This is a genomic window from Roseovarius sp. SK2, assembly GCF_028807495.1.
Taxonomy (GTDB): domain Bacteria; phylum Pseudomonadota; class Alphaproteobacteria; order Rhodobacterales; family Rhodobacteraceae; genus Roseovarius; species Roseovarius confluentis.
In genome coordinates this window covers 22,390-46,153 of the sequence record NZ_JARAMK010000017.1, presented here as the reverse complement: position 1 = coordinate 46,153, position 23,764 = coordinate 22,390, and the positions used below count along the sequence as shown (strand labels likewise).

Below are 23,764 nucleotides of genomic sequence, written 5' to 3'. Positions count from 1 at the left end.
AGAAAAGCGAAGACCAGAAAGAAAAGAGCCCCCCAAAGTTTCCCCTGGAGAGCCCTCATCATTCGATTTGCACCCATGATGTAGCAACCTCCAGCAAACCGGTCAAGAGTCACCGATTCGGTGAACCGATTTTTATTGCCTTTTCCCAGATAAAATCTTGGGAGGAGACAGGGAAGCTGTGGGCCAAACGGTCATCGTGATCAAATCATGGCATTTACAAAACTACCAATCGAGGTTGCTGGTGCAGATGCATCATGCGGCTCAACTCCCGCATCTGAAATCGATATCTGGACCATCTTCCGGGCCCTGAGAGACGCGCGCAGCGTGTTCGGGCTTCGCCCTGGCCACATCCAGACCCTTCAAGCAATGCTCAGCTTTTTGAAACCTGGCCACGGCGAAACGGTTTTTGCGTCGAACAATTCAATCTGCCAACGAGTTGGCGGCATCGACGAACGGACACTTCGCAGGCACATCAACCGCTTCGTCGAACTCGGATTCATCAAGCGCAATGACAGCTCGAACCGAAAGCGCTACCGCGTTCGCTCATCCGGCGGGGAGTGCATCAGTTTTGGATTGTCGCTTGCACCCTTGCTCCAACGTGCGAGCGAGCTTATCACCATCGCGCAAGAAATGGAGAATAACCGGCGGGATCGGATATTTGTCCGCAAACAGATCCTCACAAAGCTCGCCCATTTGGAAGAGCATGATCCCAACAACACATTCATCAACCACGCACGAAAAACTCTACGCAGGAAGCTAAGCCTCCCCGAATACCGCGCACTGCTCTCCGACACGGACGCAGAATGCCAGAGTTTATCCACCCCGGATGATCCACCAGAAAAAATGCAACTGCCCGCCAATGACGGACAATCTGTCCGGCATCAATCTAAGTCTAAAGAAGAAAAAAAAGATTTAGATAGCAACATAGGCGATGAGACCCTGAAACCAGACTTGCTAACCTCAGTCTGCGATCAGGCGACATCGTTCTCCACAGAGAGACTTAGAAACTGGTTGGACATTGAAAACCATGCTCGAACACTTGCACCCATGATGGGCATTCACCCAGAAACTTTCGAGAAAGCCAAGAATGCTGTAGGAACGCAGAAAGCATCATGCGCGATCTTCATCATGCTACAGCTCGGAAAACGCATCAGGGATTTTGGAGCGTATTTCCACAGTATCACCCTGGGTCAAAGGCAAAACCAATTTGATCCATTAGCTTTGATCAAGCGACTGTCCGAAACCAATGAGCAAACCGTCTAATGTCCACCGCGGTGGACTTCGAACGGGAAGCAGCGGTCATGGCAACCACAACTATCCAAACGCACCTAGCGGCGCGTGGTGGTTCTTCAGTTTATCTCAGACCAGCAGGTGTCCACCGCGGTGGACAAGTGACACACGAGCGAGCCTTGATAGAAATCTCCCAGGCCATGGAAGAAATCTGTGGTCAGGCATTACACCCTAAATCCCTAGAGTTATTGTGTGAGGTCACCATCACCAAAAAGGTTTGGAAAGAGCCGCTCTCGATAATCCAACTGAAACGCCAACCGAACTGGCCTCTTCGGCGAGACGGAAGTCAGGTATCCGGCAGCGGTCAGTTTGTTCAGCGTGTTGCGAGCAGTACGCTCGGACGTCTTCAGCACAATCTGCGCGTCGCCTCGTTCCAGTGCACCATGCCGAAGAACCGCCGAGATCGAACAGTCTTGCTGAGAACGTGATTTGGTCGAGCGTCACTTTCAGGAACCATTCGCTGAACGTTTTCAATGCCGCCTCTGAGAGATTTCCGCGCCCGTCCCGGTCTCCTCGTCGGGGACTATCCGCGAGATCCATCAACCGTTTGTACTCACCCCGATCGGTCAGCCCGCGGGCCAGCCGACGCAATACGGACCAGAGCCCTTGACCGCCGATCCCGGCTGTGAGGGCCATGGCACGAGACATTAGTCTGCTGACACGGCCGTTACCATCCGGGAAAGGGTGGACGTAGTTCAGCCGGTGATGTGCAGACGCGATCGCGATGATCCTTCCGCTCGAAGACCGCGCCTCAACGCGCGACGATGGAGGAGGTAGGTGGCGCCCGACCGCTACTTCTCGATCGTCATCCTGGCGCATGCGTCCCGGAATGATGGTCTCTTGTGGGTCGTCGGAGTGTTCGATGATCCGAAACTCGTCAGGCATCTCGTCGTAGAAGCTCTTATGGACCCAAGTCAGGAATTCGACAGATGTGGGGCGGTGCAGGGTGCCCTTGCGATGCATCTTATCGATGGCCCATTGAACGATGACGTGCGCCCGGGCCTCAAGGGCGAGAGGGCGTGTTTCTTCCTCAAGCTCACCGCCGGCCAGCGACCTTTCAATGTCGCGGGGGCGCGTGTTGTATCCTTCGATCAGGTTGGAGTAGTAGCAGTTCATTACGTAGACGAGATCGGCTAGCTCGGCTGCGCGGTCAGGGAGCAGCCCTTGTCTCAGCCCGGTGGCTTCCCTCCGGATGTCGACAGAAAGGTCGGCCAATTCTGTTGGAATATGCTCCTCGAAGAGGCAGCGTTCGATTCTGGCGGGTGTTTCCAGCTTTTTTGCTGATCTGTTTATTTTCTAAGCAATGGAAAAATATACATATTTCCTGTTCCAAGGCAAGGTTTTGCCGATATGTATTGCCGATGTTGCCTGCCGATCTGAATTTGCTGTTCCAAATCAAGGGTTTCTAGAGACCGCGCGGTATTGAGCCGTTTGGTGAGGACACATTGGTTTTTGAGAAGAATAAGGTCCGTACGCGCGAAAAGAGAAAGTGTTCTTCAGGTTTTGTGACTGACGGATGAGGGCCTTTGGGGTCCCTCAAATGGGTCCGGGCCGGGTTCCGGTCTGTTTTTCCGTATGAAGGGCATTCCCATGCAAACAGGTGTCTTGCGCGTGTTGCGCACGACCGCCGCCTCGTGGTGGCGGCATAGAGAGCTGCGCCGAACAGGCGAGACGGAGCTGGCACGGAAGCTCGAGCGGAAAGCCGTTCTCCGCGATCTCGGATATTCAGGCAGGCTGCAACGCTGCCGAATGCCCATGTGATCTGCGGAGAGGGCGGCTCGTTCCTCCATCTCGGTTCGACCACCGTGTCGACCTTCGCGCCGATCGAGCGCTTTTCCTTGGCAGCCCTCGCGGTCGCACGAGGAACCCCGTTCATCGATATTCTTACCGTCACCGATGTCATCGCTTTCGCGACCCTGCCGCGGGTGACGCGGGACGGATCGCTCGACCCTGAGCATTCGGGTGCCGGCAAGTGCGTCTCGCTGACCACCTACATCGACATAGTCGAAGAGCTTGGCGCGAAGATCGCCAATGATCCGCGGCCCCGTCAGTCAACCTGACCCCCAATCTTCTCACCAACACAAGAAAGGACGCCAACCATGGCACGATCCCGCACGCCCAAATTCGATGCCTCCGAGGTCATCACAAACGAAATCATCCGCATCATCGAGCGCGGCGTCCTGCCGTGGCGCAAGCCCTGGACCGCTGGTGGCAGCTCTCGTCCCCTGCGCGTGTGTGGCGAACCATATCAGGGCGTGAACAACTTCCTGCTGACCATGCGCACCGTGATGGCGGGCCACAGCTCACCCTTCTGGATGACGCTGCCGCAGGCCAATGCCTTGGACGCAAAGATCCGCAAGGGCGAGAAGTCCTCTGTCGTTGTCTACTACGGTCAAAGCCGGAAAGATGCCGACGGCGAGGATGACCACAGCGAGGACAATGCTCGCTCCGAGGAGGCCCGCATCTTCCGCTTCCAGAAATCCTACCGCGTGTTCAATGCTTGTCAGATCGAGGGCTTGCCCGAGAGCTTCTATCCCGACCCCGTGCCAGCGCCTGAACATCCGCCGTCCGAGCCCATCCCGCATATGCAGGCGTTTTTCGACGCCATCGACATAACGACGGTCTTCACCGGCACGGAAGCCTATTACCTGCCGCCCGTGGACAAGGTATTCATGCCGTCGATTGCGCGATTCGAGAACCCGCGGAATTTCTACGGGGTCTGGGCGCATGAGCTGGCCCATGCCACCAAGGCACGGCACCGGCTGAACCGCGATTACGGCCTCTCGCGCTTCGGCAACACGGCCTATGCCCGCGAAGAGATCGTCGCCGAGCTGACCTCGGTGCTCCTTGGCCAGACGCTCGGCTTCACAGCGCATACGCTCGAGATGAACGCGGCGTATCTCTACAACTGGCTACGGGTTCTGCGCTCTGACAAGAACGCGATCTTCAAGCACGCCGCCGATGCGCAGCGCGCCTGTGATTACCTGATCGCACGGTCGGACGCGGGTAGGGCAGGGGTGGGCGCCCAAGCCGCTTGAGCGGTGTGGGACCGCAAAAGTTAAAGCGGGCTTTGGGAAGGGTGTTTCAACTTCTCAAAGGAATGTCCGATGACCATCACCGCACAACCCCAGACAGACTGCCCTGATCCGAGTGTAATCGCGGCGCAAAACGACGCGTTTCGCAAGCTCGCTTGCCTCGGGGTGCGGCCTGCGCAGCCCATACAGGGTCGCATGCATGTCACCCGCTCGCTTATGGAGGCCGGTGATGGCTTCATGGCCGAGGCGGTCAAGGCCACCGGTGAGTTTGCCACGTTCGAGCCCGAGAATGATCCCGAAGGCTGGCATGATTTCGGGGCGGTCGAGATCCGCGGCGAGACCGTGTTCTGGAAACTGGATTTGTACGAGGCCGATTCCGACTTCCGCTACGGTGCCGAGGCCCCGGACAATCCCGCGACCACCATGCGCGTGCTGACCATCATGCTGGCGCGCGACTGGTAGAAGGGCAGGGGACCCCTCCCACTGACAGCCCAGACGATGAAGGCCCGCTGCCTCTCAAAAGGCAAAGCGGGCCTGCTGTCGTTTTGATCTCCGAAGCCGGGGATTGGTCACGCACGAGCGCGGGCCGCACCATACCCATCGAAAAGGACATCCCATGACCGCAAGTTTCAAACCCGTCTCTGTCGCTATCGGCGATCTGACAGCTCACCCCGCCAATGTGCGCAGCAACTCGCCAGAAACCTATGATCCCGAGAACATCGCACATCTGAAAGCCAGCATCGCTGTGCTGGGCCTGCTCCAGCCGCTCCTCGTCCAGAAGCTCGACGGGAAATATGCCGTGCTCGCCGGTGGCCGTCGCCATGCCGCGCTGAGCGAGCTGGTCGCAGACAATGCCGCCAAGGGGTTCACCGCGAAGACCAAGGTAGACTGCCGCCTTGTGCCGGAGGACTGTGACGTGACCACGGCGCTGTCGCTCGCCGAGAACATCACCCAGGCGCCGATGAACGCCATCGACGAGTTCGAGGCCTTCGCCCGGATGATGGAGATCGATGGCCAGACGCCCGAGACGATCGCCAAGACATTCGGCACCACGGTGGCGGCCGTGAAAGGCCGGTTGCGCTACGGTCTGATCCACCCCGATATCCGCGCCGCGGCCCGGGCCAAGACGATCACGCTCGACACGATGAAAGCCTTTGCCGAGCACCCTAGTCAGGAGGCGCAACGCGAGGTCTTCGAGGCGCTCACGAAAGACGGCGGCTATCTGCAAGCCTATACCGTCCGACAGGCGCTCAAGACTCGCGGCGTGCAGGTAAGTGACGATATCGGGGCTTTTGTGCGTGAAGACTATGAGGCCCGCGGCGGCGCGGTTGCGGCCGATCTGCTGGAAGAGCATTCCGTGCTGGAAGACGCCGCGCTGGTCGAGACCATCCTGCTCGAGAAGCTTGGGGCCGCCGCCGAAGAGGCCCGTATGAGGCTGGGCTTTGCTTGGGCTGATGCTTTGGTGCGCTATGATTACGCGACCATGGCCGACTATGGCCGCGTCTATCCCGGCCCGATCGAGCCAGATGAGGCGGCCCAGAAGCGCATCGACGAGATCACCGCCGAGCTTGAGAAACTGCAGCTCGAGATGGAGGATGAGGGGCTCGAAGACGACGCTTATAATGCGCTCTACGACCGGGTGGACGCTCTGGAAGAGGAAGCCCGCGATCTGCAGGAGGCCTACAGCGCCGAGGACCTCGCCCGTGCAGGCGTGATTGCGTCTTGGTCGAACGGGCAGATCACGCTCCATGTGGGCCTCGTCCGCCCGGAGGACATCGTGAAAGAAGAGGGCGCGCCCAGTTCCTCGACCAACACCACCGGAGAGGAGGCCCCCGACGCTGGTGAAATCAGCTACCCAGCCTCGCTGGCTGAAGACCTCAAGACCGAGCGGGCCATGGCGCTCGGGGCCGCGATGGCGCTGCATCCCGAGGCCACGCTCGATCTGACGCTCTTCAAGCTGGTGAGTGATGTTCTGGCCAGCGGCATGAGTGTCACGCAGGCGATCAAGATCGAGGCCCGCAAGGAATACCGCAGCCACGCCAAGATGGACGAGATCGACGTGACCTCGCTTGAGCATGTGGCGGCGGCGCATGATGCGCTGGACCTCTCCTGGCTCGATGACACCCGGTCCCCTGCCGATCAGTTCGCGGCGTTCCGCGCGCTGGAGGCAGGCGAGAAGGCCAAGCTCGTCGCCTATGCGACCGCCAGCACGACGCAGTCCTGCTTCGCGCGGGACCCGCGGCGCGAGAGCCTGATGCATGACTTCGAGATCGAGATCATGCCCGACATCCGCGCCCACTGGACGCCGAACGCGGCCCTCTTCAACCGCTTCAAGAAGGCCTGGCTCCTGAAAATCCTCGGCGAGGATCTGGGCCTCGCTCAAGAGGCGGTAACGTTGGCCTCGTCAAGCAAGAAGGAGATTGTGGCCTTCTGCGACAAGCTCTTCGCCGAACCCTTCGCCACCCTCACCGACGCGCAGCGCGCTGCTGTGGCCGCCTGGTGCCCGCCGATGATGCAGACCGCCGGTGTCGCCTGCGATGATGCAGAGCCCATCGCGGAAACCCACGAGCCTGATAGCGGGGTCGCGCAAGCGGCCTGAGCCATCATACGACCCGCGCGAGGCATTCCCCGCGCGGGTCTATCTTCTCATACCCAACGGAAAGACATCCCCATGGCTATTCTCAAGTTCTCTGCCTCAGCCGTTGCGGCGCAGATCGCCCATGCGCGCGCTTGCAAAACCTTCCTGCCCAACTGGAACGGGCCCGTGGACAGGCCGGCCCTGATCCTCATCGTCGGCAACGGCGTGCATCTGCGCTCGAACGGTATTGATGGAACGACCACCCGCATCGTCACGACCGAGCAGGCCGATCCCTCCTTCGCCTTCGCCGATGGCATGAACCCGTTTCGCGACACAGACTGGATGGCGAAGCGCCGCATGGCGTTTCGCGATCTGACCGGCCAGTTCTACACCGACATTTTTGATGACGTGCAGGTGCTCATCGACCGGGGGCAGGGGGCCATCCGGCTCGCCACCGATGGCCACAGCATCCGCGTCTTCGTGCGCCGGGCCTCGGACTATCTCATCGGCGGAACCTACGAGGTGCCCTCGGGCCTCGGCGGTACATTCCGGGTCATCCTCAAGGATGCCTGCGATACCTTCGCGATCGTGCAGAACTGCGGCAATTGCGAGCATTTCGATGCGATGCAGCCGTACCGCGTGCCGCTCGATATGCTTATGGAGCTCGATGACCGGAGGGCGGCGTGATGGGCTGGCTCTTCTACACCGACTGTCGCGTGAAGACCTACGCGGACGAAAAGGCGGAAATCGCCCGGCTCTGCACCTCTCATGGCGACACGTGCAAAACCGAACTGGTCAAAGCCTGTAGGGTCGGCTCCACCTGGTATGCGGCGGCAAAAGTAACCAATCTCGACGGCACCCCTGTCGAGGACGCGACCTATGTCACCGATGCGGATGGCTCTATCACTTTCGGGGCTGTCTTCCTTACCCGATACGATGACGGCTGCTGGGGCTACAAGGACATGGAGGAAAGCGCTGGCCCGAACGAGTCGCGCGCGCCCCTTGGGCTGATCGAGCTTCTCTCTGACCTGAAAGACGAAGGCAGCTATGCGCACGCCTGGCGACAGCGCTGCCGGGATTGGGCCGCGATCCCGGACTACGACGAAGGCGACAAGATCAGGCTCGCGACCCCTGTGACGCTCACCGATGGCAGTACATGCCAGATCGTCACCGCGACCCACTACAAGCGGGGGCGGCAAAAACGCCGCTGCTACCGGATCGAGGAAACCGGCGGGCTCGTACGCCTCTCGAAGGCCACGCTTGCGGGTTCTGAGCTGCTCAGCTCCGCGAAAGGTGCTGCCAGCCCGGTGCTGGCGGAGTATCTCGCGGGGCGAGAATAGGTGCTGCGCCGGACAGCTCATCGACCTGCCCGGCGACAGCAGATCCTGCGGCTTGTCTTGACAAGACAATGCAAATGCATTACCTATCACGGGTAGCAAAGCCCCTTTTCTTTCAGGAGACTGTCATGACAGCGCTCGCACAAGATGTCTCGAAACTCACGGATCGCTATCAGACGACCGTGCCGGCGGGTGTGCGCAAACAGCTCAAGCTGGGCAAGGGCGACCAGATTCGCTACTGCACCGAGCCGAGTGGCAGGGTCTATATCGAGCCCGTGCGCAGCGACGAGGATGATCCCGCGCTCGGCGCGTTCCTTGATTTTGTCGAGGCCGATATCAAGGCGCATCCGGACCGCATTCGGGCCTTCGATGGGGCTCTGCATGACCGTCTTGCAGCACTGGTCGGAGACGTTGACGTCGATCTCGATGCGCCGCTATCGCTCGAGGATGAATGACCGGCGATAGCGTGCCCGCAGGGGCGCCCCTTGTCGTAAACGGATGGTCGATTTATGCGCATCCGCTCTTTCTGGACCAACTCGAAGGGCTGATCGAGGAAGTCGAGGCGCGTAAGGCACGCGATCCAAAGACCTGGCGCAAGAAAAACCCGACGAAACGGCTGGCCGCCATCTTCAAGCTGGTCACCGAGGCCATACCGGCAGATCCGAGTGCCGCCGCCTACCGGCAAGGCAGCACGCTCGGGGATCACCGCAAGCACTGGTTCCGGGCGAAATTCTTCCAGCAGTATCGGTTGTTCTACCGGTTCAACAGCGACGCGAAAGTCATCGTGCTGGCATGGGTGAACGACGACAAGACCCTGCGCGCCTACGGCAGCAAGACAGATGCCTATGCGACATTCAAAGGGATGCTGGAAGATGGCAATCCACCTGACAATTTTGACGCACTCCTGGAAGAAGCTGCGGCGGCGGACAAGCGGTTCGAGACGTCCCTTGAAGCGGCGCCTGGTCGGTAAGTGGGCCAGCTGGCTGTGACCTATGGCATTATCGTTTACGACGCGACGCTGGAAGATGTAGCATCGACTGATAATCCGGTCGGAGAAAGCACAATGGACGAAACGGAAAAGGATGGGCAGCACCTCGGTCAAGAGGAGCAATGCGCGCCTGACCTGACGGGGCACCGTTTCCCAATTGCTGTGCGCGTTGCAGACATGCCCGATGACCTCGGCAAGCTTCTGGACTGGGGTCTCGAGGAGCATTTCCGTGGCCGCTGATGCGAACGCGTATGACGCGTGGTTTTGCGCGCAGGTACAGGCCGCGCTGGAGGATGCACGCACGGGAACATCTCAGGTTCAGGTGATGCAGGCCGCACAGGCATTAATTGATGCGAAGCGGCAGGTCGAACCCAAGTCCTGACCAGGCCTTGAAGGTCAGCGCGGTCTGACCACGCCACCCTAAAAGCGAAAGCGGGCTTTTTGTCCTTTGGAACACAGACCCTGATCCAAAGGAAAATCCCCATGTCCAGGCCCAAACCGGCAAACACGGCTCTCTCAATCTCCGACGCTAACCTCGCCTCTGCCCTCGCGCAGATCGGCGCGGAAATCGACAACCAGCCCCTGCGCAGCTCAGCGCTCGCGCGCATTATGCGCGAGACGTTTCATGGCAGTGATGCTGGGGGCGCCTGGGACTGGCGGAAGGCCTATGACCTGATGCAGGCGGCGGCTGTGCAGGCGCTGCTACGTGGCGACAAAAGTGAGGATGATTACTCTGCCGCAAAACTCCTTGCGTCACGTCTCCCGACGGAAACCCGCCGGTCGGAACAGCAAATCCGGTTGCAGCAGTTCTCCACGCCACTGCCATTTTCCGCCTTGGCCGTGCGGGCGGCAGCCATCCGCAAGGGCGAGACTGTGCTCGAACCATCCGCCGGCACCGGTGCCCTGGCAGCTTTCGCTACCCGGGCCGGTGCCACGCTTGTGCTCAATGAAATCGACCCCTTTCGCCAGAGCCTATTGCGCGCTGTCTTCGGTGGCGAGGTGACAGGCCATGACGGGGAGCATATCGATGATCTGCTGCAGACGCTGGTCCTGCCCGACGTCGTGGTGATGAACCCGCCCTTTGCCTCCTCGGTCGATCGCTCCCGAGACAAGCACATCGCTGCCAAGCATCTCATCGCGGCTGCCAAGCGCCTGGCACCCGGTGGGCGGATGGTGGCGATCATGCCGCAGGGGCTCACGCCCGAACGCGATGCTGCGCATTGGTCCCGCGCCTGCGGTCTCCTGACGCCGCGATTGGCGCTGACGATGCCAAGGCAGGTCTACCGCAAGCTTGGCACCTCTGTCGAAACCCAGCTGATGGTCTTCGACAAGGTGCAGGACGACAACGAGATGATCCGCGCCACGGTCCGGGATCTGGATGGAGCCTTGGCATATGTCGACGCAGTGGCCGCAACCCGGCCCGAGGCGCGCCCCGCCCAAAGGGTGGCGTCGATGCCGCACGCGCGGCCGACCGTTCACTCTTCTGCCCCGCGCAAGACCGCCGCTGCGCCTCTCGCCGCCTCCAATCCACGGCCCAATGCCGTCCGTCCGCTCAGCTTCACAAGCTTTCAGACCCCGCGCGACAACAGGCCCGTCTCGGACATCTATGCGCGCTACCGTCCGCAGCGGATTGAGATCGCAGGCGCGCAGGAACATCCCACGCCGCTCGTCGAAAGCATCGCCATGGCCTCTGTTGCGCCGCCCGTGCCCTCTGGCGCGGCCAGTGCGGAATTGCGCCTGCCCGCCAGGCTGATCGAGGATGGGCATCTCTCCGAGGCGCAGCTCGAAACCATCATCATGGCGCATGATGCCCACGGACGCGACCTGCCCGGTCGGTTCACTATCGATGACGACCAGGCCAAGCTGACGCGCGCCGATGATGATACAGACGCACGTGCCTATCGCCTCGGGTATTTCCTCGGCGACGGCACCGGCTGCGGCAAGGGGCGCGAATGCGCCGGGCTCATTCTCGTGAACTGGCTGGCTGGGCGCAGGAAGGCGATCTGGGTTTCCAAATCCGCCACGCTTATCGAGGACGCAATCCGCGACTGGACCGATCTTGGCGGCTCGCCCGCCGACATCCAGCCGTTCTCCAAATGGAAACCGGACCAGCCCATCCCGATGAGCGACGGTATTCTTTTTGTGACCTACGCCACGCTGCGGTCCGCTGGCAAATGTGGCACCACGCGGCTGAGCCAGATCCTCGACTGGATGGGTGAAGATTTCGACGGCGTTCTGGCCTTTGACGAGGCCCATGCCATGCAGAACGCGGCAGGGTCCGAGCAGGGCAGGGGGGTCAAACCCTCCCAGCAGGGCCTTGCGGGCCTGCGGCTGCAACTGGCCGCACCGCGTGCCCGCGTCTTCTACATCTCGGCCACGGGCGCCACGAGCGTCCACAACCTTGCCTATGCCGCGCGTCTCGGTCTCTGGGGGCAGGGCCCCGAATACCCCTTCCCGAGCCGCGAGAGTTTCGTGTCGGCGATGGAAGCCGGCGGTGTCGCCGCCATGGAGGTGGTTGCCCGTGATCTCAAGACGCTCGGGCTTTACACCGCCCGCGCGCTCAGCTTCGATGGCGTGGAGTATGACGTGCTCGAACACGCGCTGACCCCGGCCCAGATCGAGATCTACGACGCCTATGCGGGCGCGTTTCGGACGATCCACCACAATCTCGAAGCTGCACTGACCGCGACCGGTGTCAACGATGCCTCGGGGGAGACCAATGCCTCGGCCGCACGCGCCTCGGCCAAGTCCCGGTTTGAAAGCACCAAGCAGCGCTTCTTCAACCATCTCCTGATGGGCATGAAAGCCCCGACCATCATCCGCGCGATCAAGGATGATCTGGCGGCGGGCAACGCTTGCGTCATCCAGGTGGTCTCGACGGGTGAGAGCCTGCTGAAACGCCGGCTTGAGACGATGGACCCTGACGACGAGCTCGTCGAGGGGGCCTTGACGCCGCGCGATTTCGTAGTGGGCTATCTTGAGCAGGCCTTTCCTATCCACGCGCAAAAGCTCGTGGAAATCGACGGCAACATGGTCGCGGAACCCTTGCGCGATGAGACCGGCGCGCTCGTTGTCTCGCGCGAGGCGCTCGCCCTACGAGATGCGGCCATGACGGAATTGATGACGCTGGCCCCGATCCCCTCGGCGCTCGACCAGATCCTCTGGGCCTTTGGCGACGAGGCCGTGGCGGAAGTCACGGGGCGGTCCATCCGGCCCCTTAAGGCCGAGGACGACCATCTCTTCATCGAGAAACGCAGCGCCAGCAGCAATTCCTCCGAAACCCAGGCCTTCATGGACGGCGAGAAGGATATCCTGATCTTCTCGGATGCGGGCGGCACCGGGCGTTCCTATCACGCGGCGCAGACGGCCAAGAACCAGAAACGGCGCCGGCACTATCTGCTGGAGCCGGGTTGGCGGGCCGATGCGGCCATCCAGGGGCTCGGCCGCACGCATCGCTCGGCCCAGGTCACCGCGCCCTTCTTCCGGGTCTGTACCTCCGATGTGCACGGCGAGAAACGCTTCACCTCGACGATCGCCAAACGCCTCGACCAGCTTGGGGCCTTGACCAAGGGCCAGCGCGAAACCGGCTCGCAGGGGATGTTCCGCGAGGAGGACAATCTCGAAAGCCCGATCGCGCGGGCCGCACTGCGCGGGTATTTCGCCGATCTTGCCGCCGGGCGCGCCGCGGCGATGAGCTACGAGAGTTTCACCGACTGGACAGCCCTGCGGCTGATCGACAAGGACGGGGTGCTGCTTGAGGAGCTCCCGCCGATCCAGCGGTTTCTCAACCGGGTGCTGGCGCTTCCCATCCACATGCAGAACGCGCTCTTTGCCGAGTTCATGGGCCGGATCGCCGATCAGACTGAACGGGCGCGCGCGGCAGGCACGCTCGACCTCGGCGTGGAAACCCTTCGTGGCGAAAAGATCGAGCAGGTTTCCATCGAGGATCTCTGGACCTGCCCGAAATCCGGCGCGGTGACGCGGATCATCGGGCTTGAGGTCACCGACCCGGTGCATGTGCTGGACGCCGAAGAGGCCATGTCGCGCAATCCGGATAAGCTGCCGATGGTCAATCGCGCCTCCGGTCGGGCGGCGCTCATCTCGGCGCGCCCCATGCAGATATATGACGAGGATGTCGTGACGCTGATGCGCAAGGCGGTGCGGCCAAACGGTTCCAGCTATCTGGAGGAGGTGCGATTTGAGGCCTCGGCCTGGGAAGAGATCGGCAGGCCCGAGTTCTCACGGCTTTGGGATGCCGAGGCTGCGTCCCTGCCGAAAACCACCACGACCAAGCTCTACCTGCTGACCGGGCTGCTGTTGCCGATCTGGAAGGACATTCCGGCCACCAATGAGCGCATCTACCGGGTCACGCCCGACGGGGCGACCGCGATGATCGGGCGCACGTTGAGCGAAGAAGGGGCGGCCGCGCTCCGCGCCCGCTTCCTTGTCTCCAACCCGCAAACGCCGCAAGAGATGCTGACTGCCGCCCTCGGCACCACCGCGCCGGTCGATCTGGGCCGGGGTCTGACGCTGACCCGTCGCCGGGTCGCAGGCGAGATGCGCCTCGAGCTCTCTGGTGCGGATCGGGGCATGATTGAGGGTCTCAAGGCCCTCGGCTGCTTCACCGAGATCATCGCTTTCCAGCTACGGGTGTTCCTGCCGCATGGGGACGGGATCGACACGGGAAGCATTCTGGCCCGGATCGTGGGGCAGAGGCCTGCCATCACGGCAGACCAAGCCGCCTGAAAAGTCAAAGCGAGCTTCCGGTCGGGCGGCGTGGATCGGGATTTGGCCGATCTGCGCTTTCCGGGCGCGCGGGCAGGCCAATGGCACGCCTGCGCGCGCCCCAAATTCAGACAAGAGGACAGACCCATGACCAATCCCCAGATCGACTATGCCGCAATGGCGGCTCAGTGGCGCGTAGGGCGCGAAACCACCTTGAAGGCATCCCGAGCGGAGCTGATCGCGCAATTGCGCGCGCTTGGCATCAGCGAGGTCACTGCTGAATATGAAGGCTATGGCGACTCCGGCAATGTCGAGGATGTGACGGTGCAGCCTTCGGAGGTCCAACTGCCGGAGGCGCTTGCCACAGAGGTTGGCGATTTCGCCTGGTCGCTGGCTTATCACCATCACCCGGGGTTCGAGAACAACGAGGGCGGCTATGGCACGCTGACCTGGGACATTGCAGCCGACAGTATCACCCTCGATCACGCGGACCGCTATGTCGAATGCGCGCACAGCTATGTTGAGGGTCTTTGAGATGGCCCATCCGCTTCATCATGCTGAAAGCTCTGCCCGGAAATTCGGCGGGGTGCCGTCTGACTATCAGGCCGTCCACGATTGGTTCGACGCCTCGAAAGAGCACCTCGCGCTCTTCACGCACCGCGCCTTGCGTCATCATGCTCAAGGCCTGTTCGAAGCGGAGCGTGTCTTCGGCTTGACCCTGACCAATAGCGCGGGTCGGGACATCCCCGTGCGCTGGATCGGCGAGCAGCATATCCGCGAAGACTGCCAAGGCCGTATCCCGAGCATGGCGGACTGGCTGCGTCGGATCCAGCCTGAGCCATGGATGGCCAATGGTCATATCGACCGGCATGTCGGCAATGAGCCCTGCGGCGACCCAAGGGTTGCCTGGGCCTCCGAGGTCGCCGCCGGCAGAACGGTTCTTGGCCTGAAGGATTGGATTGCGGCGCACGCGATGCAAGCCACGCAAGGTGCCTGACAGCTCTCGGCCGTTGGCCAAACAAATGCTGCATTGAAGCCCGGTTGGACGACCGGGCTTCTTGCGTCGTTTCCCCACCATTCTTCGTAAGGAGGTTCGCATGACACTCGAAGACATCAAGGCAGCCGTCGATGCCGGCCAGACCGTGCATTGGGCCAATACCGGCTACGTTGTTCACAAGGACAGGCTCGGTCAGTACCTCATCACCTATGTGCTGAACGGCAGCTGCATCGGTCTGACAGACCGGAGCGGGCAGCGGTTGAACGGAGAGGAAGCAGAGTTTTTTGTCTCTGGACCGGAGTGTGGCGACGAGAAGAGCCAGGACAGCCAACAAAGACCAGACGGGCAGGGGAGGGGCGTCGTACCCGGCGATGAGGTGGCACAGACTCTCAGACGCCAGCGCTGAACTGGAGGTTGGGAAGAAAGGAAAGCGAGCTTTCTGGTTTGTGATCCCAGGAGGGGTCGAAAAAGCAATCCCGGTTGTGCTGTCAAGGACGTCAGGCACCGGCTAATCCAAAAGGAACCATCCCATGTTCGCAGGAACCCTCACTCGCAACGTCGAGACCGCAGCCGCCCAGTACACCGGCATGATCCATTCGACACGTTTCGATATCGCCATCCAGCTTGAAAACCGCCCGAAGATGTCCAAGCGCAGCCCGGATTTCGACGTGACCGCGGTCAACAAGTCGGGTCGTAAGGTGCGCATCGGCACGGCCTGGAACGAGACCGGCAATACCAGCGGCAACCCTTACATCTCGATGCAGCTCGATGTCGGCCTTGGCCCTTTCCGGGTCAACGCGGTGCAGACGAAAGAGGCGCGCGCCGCCCAAAGCGGCGAGTTTGAGATCATCCCGCTGGTCTCGAACGGCCTGATGAAATCCGGTTCGATCTCGGGCGAACTCACCGCCATGGATGCCGACAACGCCTTCACCGGTTACATCGCCAACATGATGTTCGATCTGGAGTTCATGCTGATCGAGAACAGCTACAAGTCCGAGGAGACCCACCCCGACTACCGGATCGAGGTCAGCTCGCCGCGGGGCACACCGATCCGCGTCGGCTCGGCCTGGATGGCGAAGAGCAGCCGGACCGGCAACGACTACCTGTCGCTGCTGATCAACACGCCCGATGGCGACCTGCGCGTGAACGCCGTGCAGAACGAAGAGCAGCGCGGCGGTCAGACCTTCTCGATTATCCCGTTCATCGACAGCGGTGAGCAACCGCAGGACGCGGGCGCGGGGCTGTCGCTGGTCGCGTGATCAGCCCACGCGGTTAGACTAACTGAATCCGGAGGGGAGCCGTGGGATCACGGTTCCCCTTTTACTGTGTTGGCGTGGCTCGGCCCGAAGCGACCATTCGAGGGTCTTCAGGCAGGAGTTCTACGCGTGCCCCATTGCCGCCATTTGAGCATATGATTGTTGATCCTGAAAGCGGACGTGCTGATTTTTTTGGACTAGGACGGCCAGCCAGTAAGGCATTTACCGCTGAGAACGGGTATGATACCCGTTGTATTGACAAGGTCGGGTGCGGTACCCGATCTCGGGAAAGTTGCCTTTGCGCCTTGTAGCTACACCAGTTGCCTGCCAACTGACGGGACTCTCGACGGAGAAGCTCCGCGAGTGGACCAGTCGGCGCGCCCTGGTTTCAGTCGATGTGCGACCCAAGGGCAAAGGATCGCCAGCGAAGTTCAGCTGGCAGACCATTCTCGTGCTTCGCATCGCAGTCATCTTGCGCGACCAGTTCAGCATGGAACTGCAGACCCACAAGACGTCTTTCGCCACCTTGCGCGAGGAGCTGCGAAATCGTTCATTCATCAGTCTGTGGGGGCAAAGGCTGGGATTGGGTTCCGACGGCAGTTGGACGTTTGTGGAAGCGAACGAGAAAATCCTCGGTGGGGAAGTCCTCTTGATGGAACTCGATCGTCACCTAGCCATATTGCGCGACGGTTTCGCTCTGCCGGACTTAAATCACGCCCAGATGGACCTCTTCAACCTTCCGGCAACCCGCGGGACTCAAGAAGGCCGGGCCAACTTCGCGCCTTCGACAAAGCACCACCGGCGGTCGGCATGAGGTATTCCAGCCTTCTTCCGGTCAATGGCTCTTCGCCTCGCTTTCCAAGTGGACATGTTCCTGTTATGTTCTTGTGCTTGATTTGTTCGAGAGGTGCGAGGTGAGTCCGGACGCTTTCGAAAAATGGCTCGACAGACTCGGCTATTCTGCCGAGCCAGCGGTGCTGCACCGGCGGGGCGAAGCTATCCCCGACGCGCATCCCTATGCGCTCGAGATCAAGACATTGCTCAAGCCCGAGGGGGCCATTCGCGCGCGGGCCGTGTTCGAAGTGGAAGGTGTGCCGACCGTCGTCTTCGTCAGCGACGACGACGCACCGTTGTCGAGCGCGGCGCTCGACGAAGCTCGCATGAAAATTTGGAACCAGAACCTAGCCACGATCGTGATTGAAGTCGTGGGCGACAAGGCGCTCGCCCTGCCCGCACGCAAGCTCAAGAAAGCCGGTGAACGCCTCCACCTTGCCGATGCCCGGCCGGACGGCCCGTTTTCCGCGCTCGACGTCGCGACGGCCAATCTGTCGCGGCGCGTTCCGAAATGGTTCGACGTAAAGGCACGTGTCGACCGCAAGCTTCTTCACAACGTCACGAACGCCGTCGCTAAGCTTACTGAAGATGGTCTCGGAGACATTGCGAGCGAGCGGACTCGGCGCCATTTGGCCGAGCTTCTGATGGGGCAGGTGCTCTTCATCTCCTATCTCGAGCATCGTGAGATCGTCGGTGAGACATATCGAAGCCGCCGCGGTGTCGGTCAGCTGCATAAACTTGTTGCCGATGCAGATCGTCCAGGGCTGCGGTCGCTCATCGACAAACTGCGATTGGATTTCAACGGCGACTTCCTCGGGGATGATCGTCACGATCCGTGGTATGCCTTGACCACCAATGGCTTCGCACTGCTCAACCAGTTTCTCCGTCGCACCGACATGCACACGGGCCAGGGAGACTTCTGGAACTATGATTTTAGCTACATTCCAGTCGAGCTTTTGTCCGGGCTTTACGAGAAATTTCTGACCCCGGAAGAACAGGCCAAGGAAGGTGCCTATTACACCCCGCGAAATCTCGCGATGCTGGCGGTCGACCAGGCCTTTCTGGCCTCGCAAGATCCTCTCAACGAGATCATTTTTGATGGGGCTTGCGGATCGGGAATTCTTCTTACCACCGCGTATCGACGTTTGCTGGCGCTTCAGGAGGCGCGCCTGGGCCGACAACTCGGCTTTGCAGAACGGGGCGACCTTCTCAAAGGACGTATCTTCGGCAGCGACATCAATTTTATGGCTTGCCGCGTCACCGCGTTCAGCCTGTATTTGTCGCTGCTCGAAGGGCTCGACCCGGCCGACATCCTCGAAGCTCAGGAACGCGACGGAACCAAGTTGCCGCCGCTCAAGGATAGCAACCTCGCCCACGGAGCTGAGCAGGGCGACTTCTTCCGTGAATCTCACGCGTTCGGCGGAAAGCGCTTTTCGCTGATTATCTCCAACCCTCCTTGGGCTGAGCCGGAGGGTACCAGCCGAACCTCTGCTGACGACTGGGCCGAACAGGCAGGCGTTCCCTTTGTCCGTCGGCAAATTGCCGGTGCTTATGCATTAAGAGCCGCCGATTTCCTCGCCGATAACGGTCGCATTTGTCTTATCCTGCCGATTGGCCAGTTGCTCGGTGCATCCAGCGAGGATTTCGTCAAGACCTTGCTCGATACCTACCGGCCTACCCGACTGATCAATTTCGGCGACCTGCAGGGGTTGCTGTTCCCCACGGCAGAGAACACCTGCCACGTATTTCTTGGGGAAGGCCGATCCGCCGACGCAGGAAACCTTGTGCCGTTCGACGAGACCTTCGAATACCTAGTGCCCAAGGCTGACCTAAGTCTCGCACTCGGCCGTCTCACCATGCAGTCTGCCGATCGGCACAAGCTCCAGACACGATCGGTAGCGGATGACCCGCAATTGCTAGTCACAATGATGTGGGGCGATGCGAGCGATCTGGCGATCTGGACCCGTCTCACCATGCGCGGGACTTTTGCTGACTTTTGGCGAGGGCCGAAGGCCTCACGCCGCTGGGTATATCGCAAAGGCATCCATCTCAACGACAAGAGTCGCGACGCGATGAGCGCTGAACCGCTCAAGCAACGTCGGTTTGTGCCTGTCGCCGCGCTCAGCGCCGGCTCGCCCGTACTTCACAAGGCCCTGCTCACGCGCTGGCCGGCCGAACAAACCACAGTGGTCGGTCTCAACGAGGCCATCATGGCGGTCTTCGATGGACCACGTGTATTGTTCCCCGACGGCTTTTCGCGAGAGGAGCATAACATTCGGGCGGTCTACTATGACCGGCCGGCATCTTTCACCCATAGTGTCGGCGTGATTTCAGGCCCCAAGGCCGATGCGGCGCTGCTCAAGTTCGCCGCAGTCTTTCTGCGGTCATCCCTGGCTCGCTACTTTTTGATGATGCGAGGCTGGAAGATGCTGTGCGAGCGCAACGGCGTCCACCTCGCAGACGTCGAGACCTTCCCATTCTTCGAGCCCTCAATTGCGCCCGATCCTGAGGAGGCGAAGGGGGTGGTCGAACGGGTATCGGCCCATCTCGACGAGATTTCCCGCTTGGACGAACTCGAGCAAGCGCCACGATATACGGCTCTCTACAGCGAGTTGGACGATGCGATTTTTGCCTATTTTGGGCTAAGCCAAGACGAGCGGACACTCGTGCGCGAGACCGTCAATCTCCTGATGCCCTCGATCCGTCCTCGCAGCTTCAAGAGCCTCGACACGCCGGCACAGCATCTCGTGAAGGCGGAGGATTTCGACATCTACGCGAAGGCGCTCGCCCAGTCATTGACTGGCTGGCGTAATCGCATGGGCGGACGTGGCAGTTTCCGGGTAGAAGTTGCGGCCAGTGATCCCTCTCGCGCAGGGCCGTCGGGAATTGTCCGTGTGCTTTTCTCCAACGACGAAGACAGAAGCGCCGAGATCGACACCGAGGTGAGTGACGAACTGGTTTTGGAAACCCTATCTCAGTTGCGCAGCGCGGGTCTCCGTGCGCTGCCATCAGGTGACTTCCTCACGCTCGTACCCGACGCTCTGCTCTGGGTGGATGGGGCGCTTTACTTAGTTCGACCGTTGACGCGGCGCAGTTGGACAGTCCGGCAGGCGATGCGAGATGCTGAGCGGATTGTACGCGATGTTCAGGTCCGTGCAGAGCAAGGTAAGCAGACGGTGAATGCGTGACTGCAACGGATGAATGGCTCACAGCATTTCCGCTTCAGCCCGCTACGGCGGCGGTCGACGCCTTGCTGCAAGGCTGGGCAGACTTGACCGTCCGCGAACTCCCGGACTTCAATCCGAAGACCAAGGAGGACAAGCTAACCAAGAAGCTCAAGGTCTATGTCGAGAACTACGTTGCGCGCGAGCGAGGACTGCTAGGCATGTGGGCAGCCGAGAATGTTATTGGTGAGATCGATCCAGCGACTGGCGATTGGATCGAAGAGCGCCGCACCGATATTGTCTACGGCTGGAACGATGAGACCCGGGAAATCAAGCTTGTGTTCGAGTTCAAACGCCTTGGACGTCAAAAGAAACATCGCGACCACTATCTCCGAAACAGGGGCCTCGGCCGTTTCGTTACTGGAATTTATAGCCGCGACCAGGCAGTCGCGGCAATGGTGGGGGTGCTTCTCGATCCCGAGTCGGAGGTCGTGCCGCCCATCCGGCAAGCGCTTGATGATGCCGGGCTAGCTGCTGACCTGAGACTAAAGCCGACAGCAAGCGGCGGGTCGATCACGCGGCCATCGCAGATTTTTGGCACGGCGGATTTCGACACCGAACATGAGCGGGATCCCGCGCTTGCGCCGAAATATGGTACCATCCGCGTTTCGCACTTCTTTCTGTCATTTGGTTATCCGGTCAGCACATCCAAGCAGAAGAAGGCGAGCTAGGTTCAAGTCAACACCCTCCCATTCCCAGTGGCTTGGCATGGTTGCGACTTCGGCGGCAGAGCTGTCGTTGGTTGAATCCGCCGCAAATTTCCGCTTGCCGCCCTTTAAGTCGAATGCCCGGACAAGCAATGCCTATAGTCGTCAGCGTAGTCGCCTGCACATCAACCTTGGCTTATGCCTTGCGGCCTCCCCTGCTCGGCTTCGCGTGTCGCAGGGGAGAACGGCCCTTCGGTCCGTCGCGCATTCGGCCATGCGGCCTCACCGCGGCGTCGCACCCGGCATCCCGGTTTGCCCGCCTCGCGAGCACGTCCCTCCCCGGCCGCTCCGCCGGATTGCGCTCTGGTCTGTTTTGCGGGGCAAAACGATCCCGCCGCTGCATCCGTCTCCCGCGTCCGGTCGGGCCGTTTGCCTGCTCGGGTCGGGCAAACCTACCGTCTAAACACACACATGAGTGCGGAAGCATATCCTCCGGATGGCCCCCAAATCAGCCCGCGTCAAGGATCGCAAAACTTTTCGGCGAGGGCGGGGCGTGTGGGGCGGGGCGGTCCCGTGCGTGAGCGCGTGCATGTGTCGGGTGCTGCGCGCAGAAAACTTTTGCGCCCGGCAAGCCGGCGGCTGCGCCGTCCCTGACCCAGGCAGATTCGGAAACCAGGCATTCGGCCATGCCCCCACACTCACGTGGTGGCCTTGGAACCGAACACTGGAGACCAGACATGGCTTACGACAATGCGAACACCTACGAGACCATCGAACTTTTCGGGCTGACCGAGAAGGACGCGCAGCTGCCGATCCCGGAAGATCACATCCTGACCGACCACATCATCCGCGAGAGCTTCGAGGCTTTGCTCGGGCAGTTGCGCGGGACCGGGCTTGAAGCGGAAATCGAACCGCTGGCCCATGGGCTCGCCACGATCCTCCAGCGGCGCAAGGTGGCACTTGGCAAGGAGATTGACCGCACCGCCGACAAGATCGGCGCGCTGGCAAAATCCCACGACGGGTCGGAGATCGCCGAGACCGCGATTGAGGAGGCGCAGGCGCGCTTTCTGCAGCTGCGCGAGATCGTCGGCGCAATCGAGGTGATGAGCGAGGCGGCAGCGGAATGCTACGAGATCGAGACCGGTCACGCCTTCATCCCGGCAGCCGGGTCGCGCGCAAGCGTCCGGGCGCAAGAGACCGGGGCGGTCTTCGAGGCACGGCAGCTCCTGGAGCAGCACGACCGCGAAACCGCCGAGAAGTCGAAAGTCGAGGGGGTCCCCCTGATCGTCTCAGGCGCCACCGACTGGACCGATGTCGATGTGATCTTCAACACGCTCGACAAGGTTCGCGAACGGATCAAGCAAAACCGCAACCAGGAGATCTTCCTCTGCCACAAGGGTGGCAAGCACGGCGCGGAGATGATTGCGGCTCGGTGGGCCCGCGCCCGCGGGGTCGCGCAGGCGCGCTTCGATCCGCGCTGGTCCGCACACGGGCGGGCGGCACCGTTCAAGTGCAACGATGAGATGCTGGACGACAAGTTCGCGGCGACGGGGGTTGTACTCTTCGGCGGCAACGGGGTCGCGCTCAACCTAGGGCAGAAGGCGGAAGCGAAAGGCCTGACGGTCATGCGGGTTGCTGACCCGGCGAAGAAGACTGCGCAAGATTGAAGAGAGGGGGTCGCGCTTGGCGCGGCCCTTTCGTCATGTCTCATGGCGCGTGCGATCGGTCACACTTGATCGGCAGCTCACGGCGTCCAGCACCGTCATCCCTCTACCCAGCCCGTCAGAGTTCGGCCCATCCGCATCGGTTCGGGCTGGTGATGGTGCGCCCCGCACGCACATCGTCAGCAGCGCAAAACCGAGGGGTCGAGACGTCGCACATGAGGCTGAAGACCTGCACAACCTTCGGGTGGCGTTTCGGAACACCGCATCCACGCGGGCGGGCTCCGTCAGCTTCCCTTCCCAGGCTTGGCGGGACGCGGACGCGGATGGTGGCGTCGGCGTGATGGCAGGGGTCATACGGATCACTCCTTTTTGCTCATAGATGTGGATCGCACGGGGTCGGCCCAATCGTGCCCTCAGCTCACGCTTCGGCAAGCACAAATACGGCTTCCACGGCGGAGCCGCGGACCCTCCGCATTTGCACTTGCGACCGGGCCTCTTGCCCCCGTGCTGGCAGATCCCCATCGCAACAAGGAGTAACCCAAATGACCAACCACTACGTCGCCACCGTCCCCGTCAAGTTCACCGACACCGATGGCCAGGAGCGCACCCGTTTTCAGCGCGTGGGCGCCATGTTCCGCAACACCCGCAACGGGGACGGTTCGGAGTTCTTCAGCCTCAAGCTCGACTTCCCGGTCGCGGTCTCGGAGCTGGTGATGTTCCCGCCGAGCGCGAAGGATCCCCAGGACTGAATCCTCTCACGAGGATGGGCCGCCCCAGGACGATCTTGGGGCGGCCCGATCCCTGTTCCAGGGATGCCGGGTCCGGCGGTTAGATCGCCCGAGGCGACCTTTTGAGGCTGCCGGGCGCTGCGCGTTCAAGGGACGCACTTCCCCCGGAATGATCAGGCCGCGACAGACCGGCCAGTCAGCCTCAAGGGGGCCATCCGCAAAAACCTATCGGCCAGGGCCTCCCGGTTTTTGCGGCAGAGATTTGGCGGAGCCAAATCTGGCCCTCCTTGACCCTGCCTGTCCGCCCTGTCGGTGGAGTTTGCGCCCGCCCGCGGTTCCGTCCGAACACTTGGCGTTCGGCCAGACCCTCGGGCGGTGTTGGGGAAGGGGACCCATAGGACAGGTGGGTCGCCCGGTGGTGAGGGCGGCAGAGCCGCGTCCCTGCGGGCCGCGGGGAAGCG

General features: G+C 61.3%; 20 protein-coding genes and 2 pseudogenes. 21 read left to right on the top strand and 1 reads right to left on the bottom strand.

Going from position 1 to position 23,764, the window contains the following annotated elements; translation table 11 throughout:
- The first annotated feature begins 207 nt into the window (after nt 1-207).
- Nucleotides 208-1,263: a plasmid replication protein RepC gene (repC, locus tag PVV74_RS21945; RefSeq protein ID WP_274594666.1), complete on the top strand. Its 1,056-nt coding sequence runs from the start codon at nt 208-210 to the stop codon at nt 1,261-1,263.
- Between the two features lie 212 nt (nt 1,264-1,475).
- Here the strand turns inward: repC and PVV74_RS21940 are convergent.
- A pseudogene (locus PVV74_RS21940) lies at nt 1,476-2,562 on the bottom strand (Fic family protein).
- Between the two features lie 303 nt (nt 2,563-2,865).
- Here PVV74_RS21940 and PVV74_RS21935 point away from each other — a divergent pair.
- From PVV74_RS21935 to PVV74_RS21840, 20 genes and pseudogenes are all read left to right on the top strand, one after another.
- Nucleotides 2,866-3,350, top strand: a pseudogene (locus tag PVV74_RS21935) (hypothetical protein).
- Nucleotides 3,351-3,389: 39 nt separating this feature from the next.
- Nucleotides 3,390-4,328 (top strand): ArdC family protein, encoded by a 939-nt coding sequence (locus tag PVV74_RS21930; protein WP_274594665.1) that lies wholly within the window; start codon nt 3,390-3,392, stop codon nt 4,326-4,328.
- Between the two features lie 69 nt (nt 4,329-4,397).
- A complete protein-coding gene (locus PVV74_RS21925) occupies nt 4,398-4,787 on the top strand; it encodes a DUF3768 domain-containing protein (RefSeq protein WP_274594664.1) in 390 nt (129 codons plus the stop codon).
- A gap of 154 nt (nt 4,788-4,941) precedes the next feature.
- Nucleotides 4,942-6,924 (top strand): ParB/RepB/Spo0J family partition protein, encoded by a 1,983-nt coding sequence (locus tag PVV74_RS21920; RefSeq protein WP_274594663.1) that lies wholly within the window; start codon nt 4,942-4,944, stop codon nt 6,922-6,924.
- A 72-nt stretch (nt 6,925-6,996) separates the two neighbouring features.
- Nucleotides 6,997-7,590: a regulator gene (locus tag PVV74_RS21915; RefSeq protein ID WP_274594662.1), complete on the top strand. Its 594-nt coding sequence runs from the start codon at nt 6,997-6,999 to the stop codon at nt 7,588-7,590.
- The gene (locus PVV74_RS21910; protein ID WP_274594661.1) at nt 7,590-8,243 is read left to right on the top strand and encodes a DUF6927 domain-containing protein; all 654 of its coding nucleotides are present in this window, start codon (nt 7,590-7,592) and stop codon (nt 8,241-8,243) included. The genes PVV74_RS21915 and PVV74_RS21910 overlap by 1 nt, the downstream gene beginning before the upstream one ends.
- 125 nt (nt 8,244-8,368) lie before the next feature.
- On the top strand, nt 8,369-8,695 hold the full coding sequence (locus PVV74_RS21905) for a type II toxin-antitoxin system PrlF family antitoxin (protein WP_036562940.1): 327 nt from the start codon (nt 8,369-8,371) through the stop codon (nt 8,693-8,695).
- Entirely contained in the window at nt 8,692-9,210 is a 519-nt protein-coding gene (locus tag PVV74_RS21900; protein WP_274594660.1) for a type II toxin-antitoxin system YhaV family toxin, read from the top strand. The genes PVV74_RS21905 and PVV74_RS21900 overlap by 4 nt, the downstream gene beginning before the upstream one ends.
- Before the next feature lie 93 nt (nt 9,211-9,303).
- Nucleotides 9,304-9,468: a hypothetical protein gene (locus tag PVV74_RS21895; protein WP_274594659.1), complete on the top strand. Its 165-nt coding sequence runs from the start codon at nt 9,304-9,306 to the stop codon at nt 9,466-9,468.
- On the top strand, nt 9,458-9,610 hold the full coding sequence (locus PVV74_RS21890; protein ID WP_274594658.1) for a StaA: 153 nt from the start codon (nt 9,458-9,460) through the stop codon (nt 9,608-9,610). The genes PVV74_RS21895 and PVV74_RS21890 overlap by 11 nt, the downstream gene beginning before the upstream one ends.
- 101 nt (nt 9,611-9,711) lie before the next feature.
- Entirely contained in the window at nt 9,712-13,974 is a 4,263-nt protein-coding gene (locus PVV74_RS21885; protein ID WP_274594657.1) for a strawberry notch-like NTP hydrolase domain-containing protein, read from the top strand.
- 126 nt (nt 13,975-14,100) lie between these two features.
- Complete coding sequence (locus tag PVV74_RS21880; RefSeq protein WP_274594656.1) at nt 14,101-14,487, top strand: DUF6878 family protein; 387 nt, start codon at nt 14,101-14,103, stop codon at nt 14,485-14,487.
- 1 nt (nt 14,488) lies between these two features.
- Complete coding sequence (locus PVV74_RS21875; protein WP_274594655.1) at nt 14,489-14,950, top strand: DUF6915 family protein; 462 nt, start codon at nt 14,489-14,491, stop codon at nt 14,948-14,950.
- 100 nt (nt 14,951-15,050) lie between these two features.
- Complete coding sequence (locus tag PVV74_RS21870) at nt 15,051-15,356, top strand: hypothetical protein (protein ID WP_274594654.1); 306 nt, start codon at nt 15,051-15,053, stop codon at nt 15,354-15,356.
- A 124-nt stretch (nt 15,357-15,480) separates the two neighbouring features.
- Nucleotides 15,481-16,209: a DUF736 family protein gene (locus PVV74_RS21865; RefSeq protein ID WP_274594653.1), complete on the top strand. Its 729-nt coding sequence runs from the start codon at nt 15,481-15,483 to the stop codon at nt 16,207-16,209.
- A gap of 295 nt (nt 16,210-16,504) precedes the next feature.
- Nucleotides 16,505-17,020: a hypothetical protein gene (locus tag PVV74_RS21860; protein ID WP_274594652.1), complete on the top strand. Its 516-nt coding sequence runs from the start codon at nt 16,505-16,507 to the stop codon at nt 17,018-17,020.
- Between the two features lie 100 nt (nt 17,021-17,120).
- Complete coding sequence (locus PVV74_RS21855) at nt 17,121-20,228, top strand: N-6 DNA methylase (protein ID WP_274594651.1); 3,108 nt, start codon at nt 17,121-17,123, stop codon at nt 20,226-20,228.
- Nucleotides 20,225-20,935, top strand: a complete 711-nt coding sequence (locus tag PVV74_RS21850) for a Fis family transcriptional regulator (RefSeq protein ID WP_274594650.1) — start codon at nt 20,225-20,227, stop codon at nt 20,933-20,935. The genes PVV74_RS21855 and PVV74_RS21850 overlap by 4 nt, the downstream gene beginning before the upstream one ends.
- A gap of 713 nt (nt 20,936-21,648) precedes the next feature.
- The gene (locus tag PVV74_RS21845; protein WP_274594649.1) at nt 21,649-22,578 is read left to right on the top strand and encodes a DUF2493 domain-containing protein; all 930 of its coding nucleotides are present in this window, start codon (nt 21,649-21,651) and stop codon (nt 22,576-22,578) included.
- A gap of 539 nt (nt 22,579-23,117) precedes the next feature.
- Nucleotides 23,118-23,324 carry a hypothetical protein gene (locus PVV74_RS21840; RefSeq protein WP_007120662.1) on the top strand — a complete coding sequence of 69 codons (207 nt, stop codon included), beginning with the start codon at nt 23,118-23,120 and terminating at the stop codon, nt 23,322-23,324.
- Nucleotides 23,325-23,764: the final 440 nt, after the last annotated feature.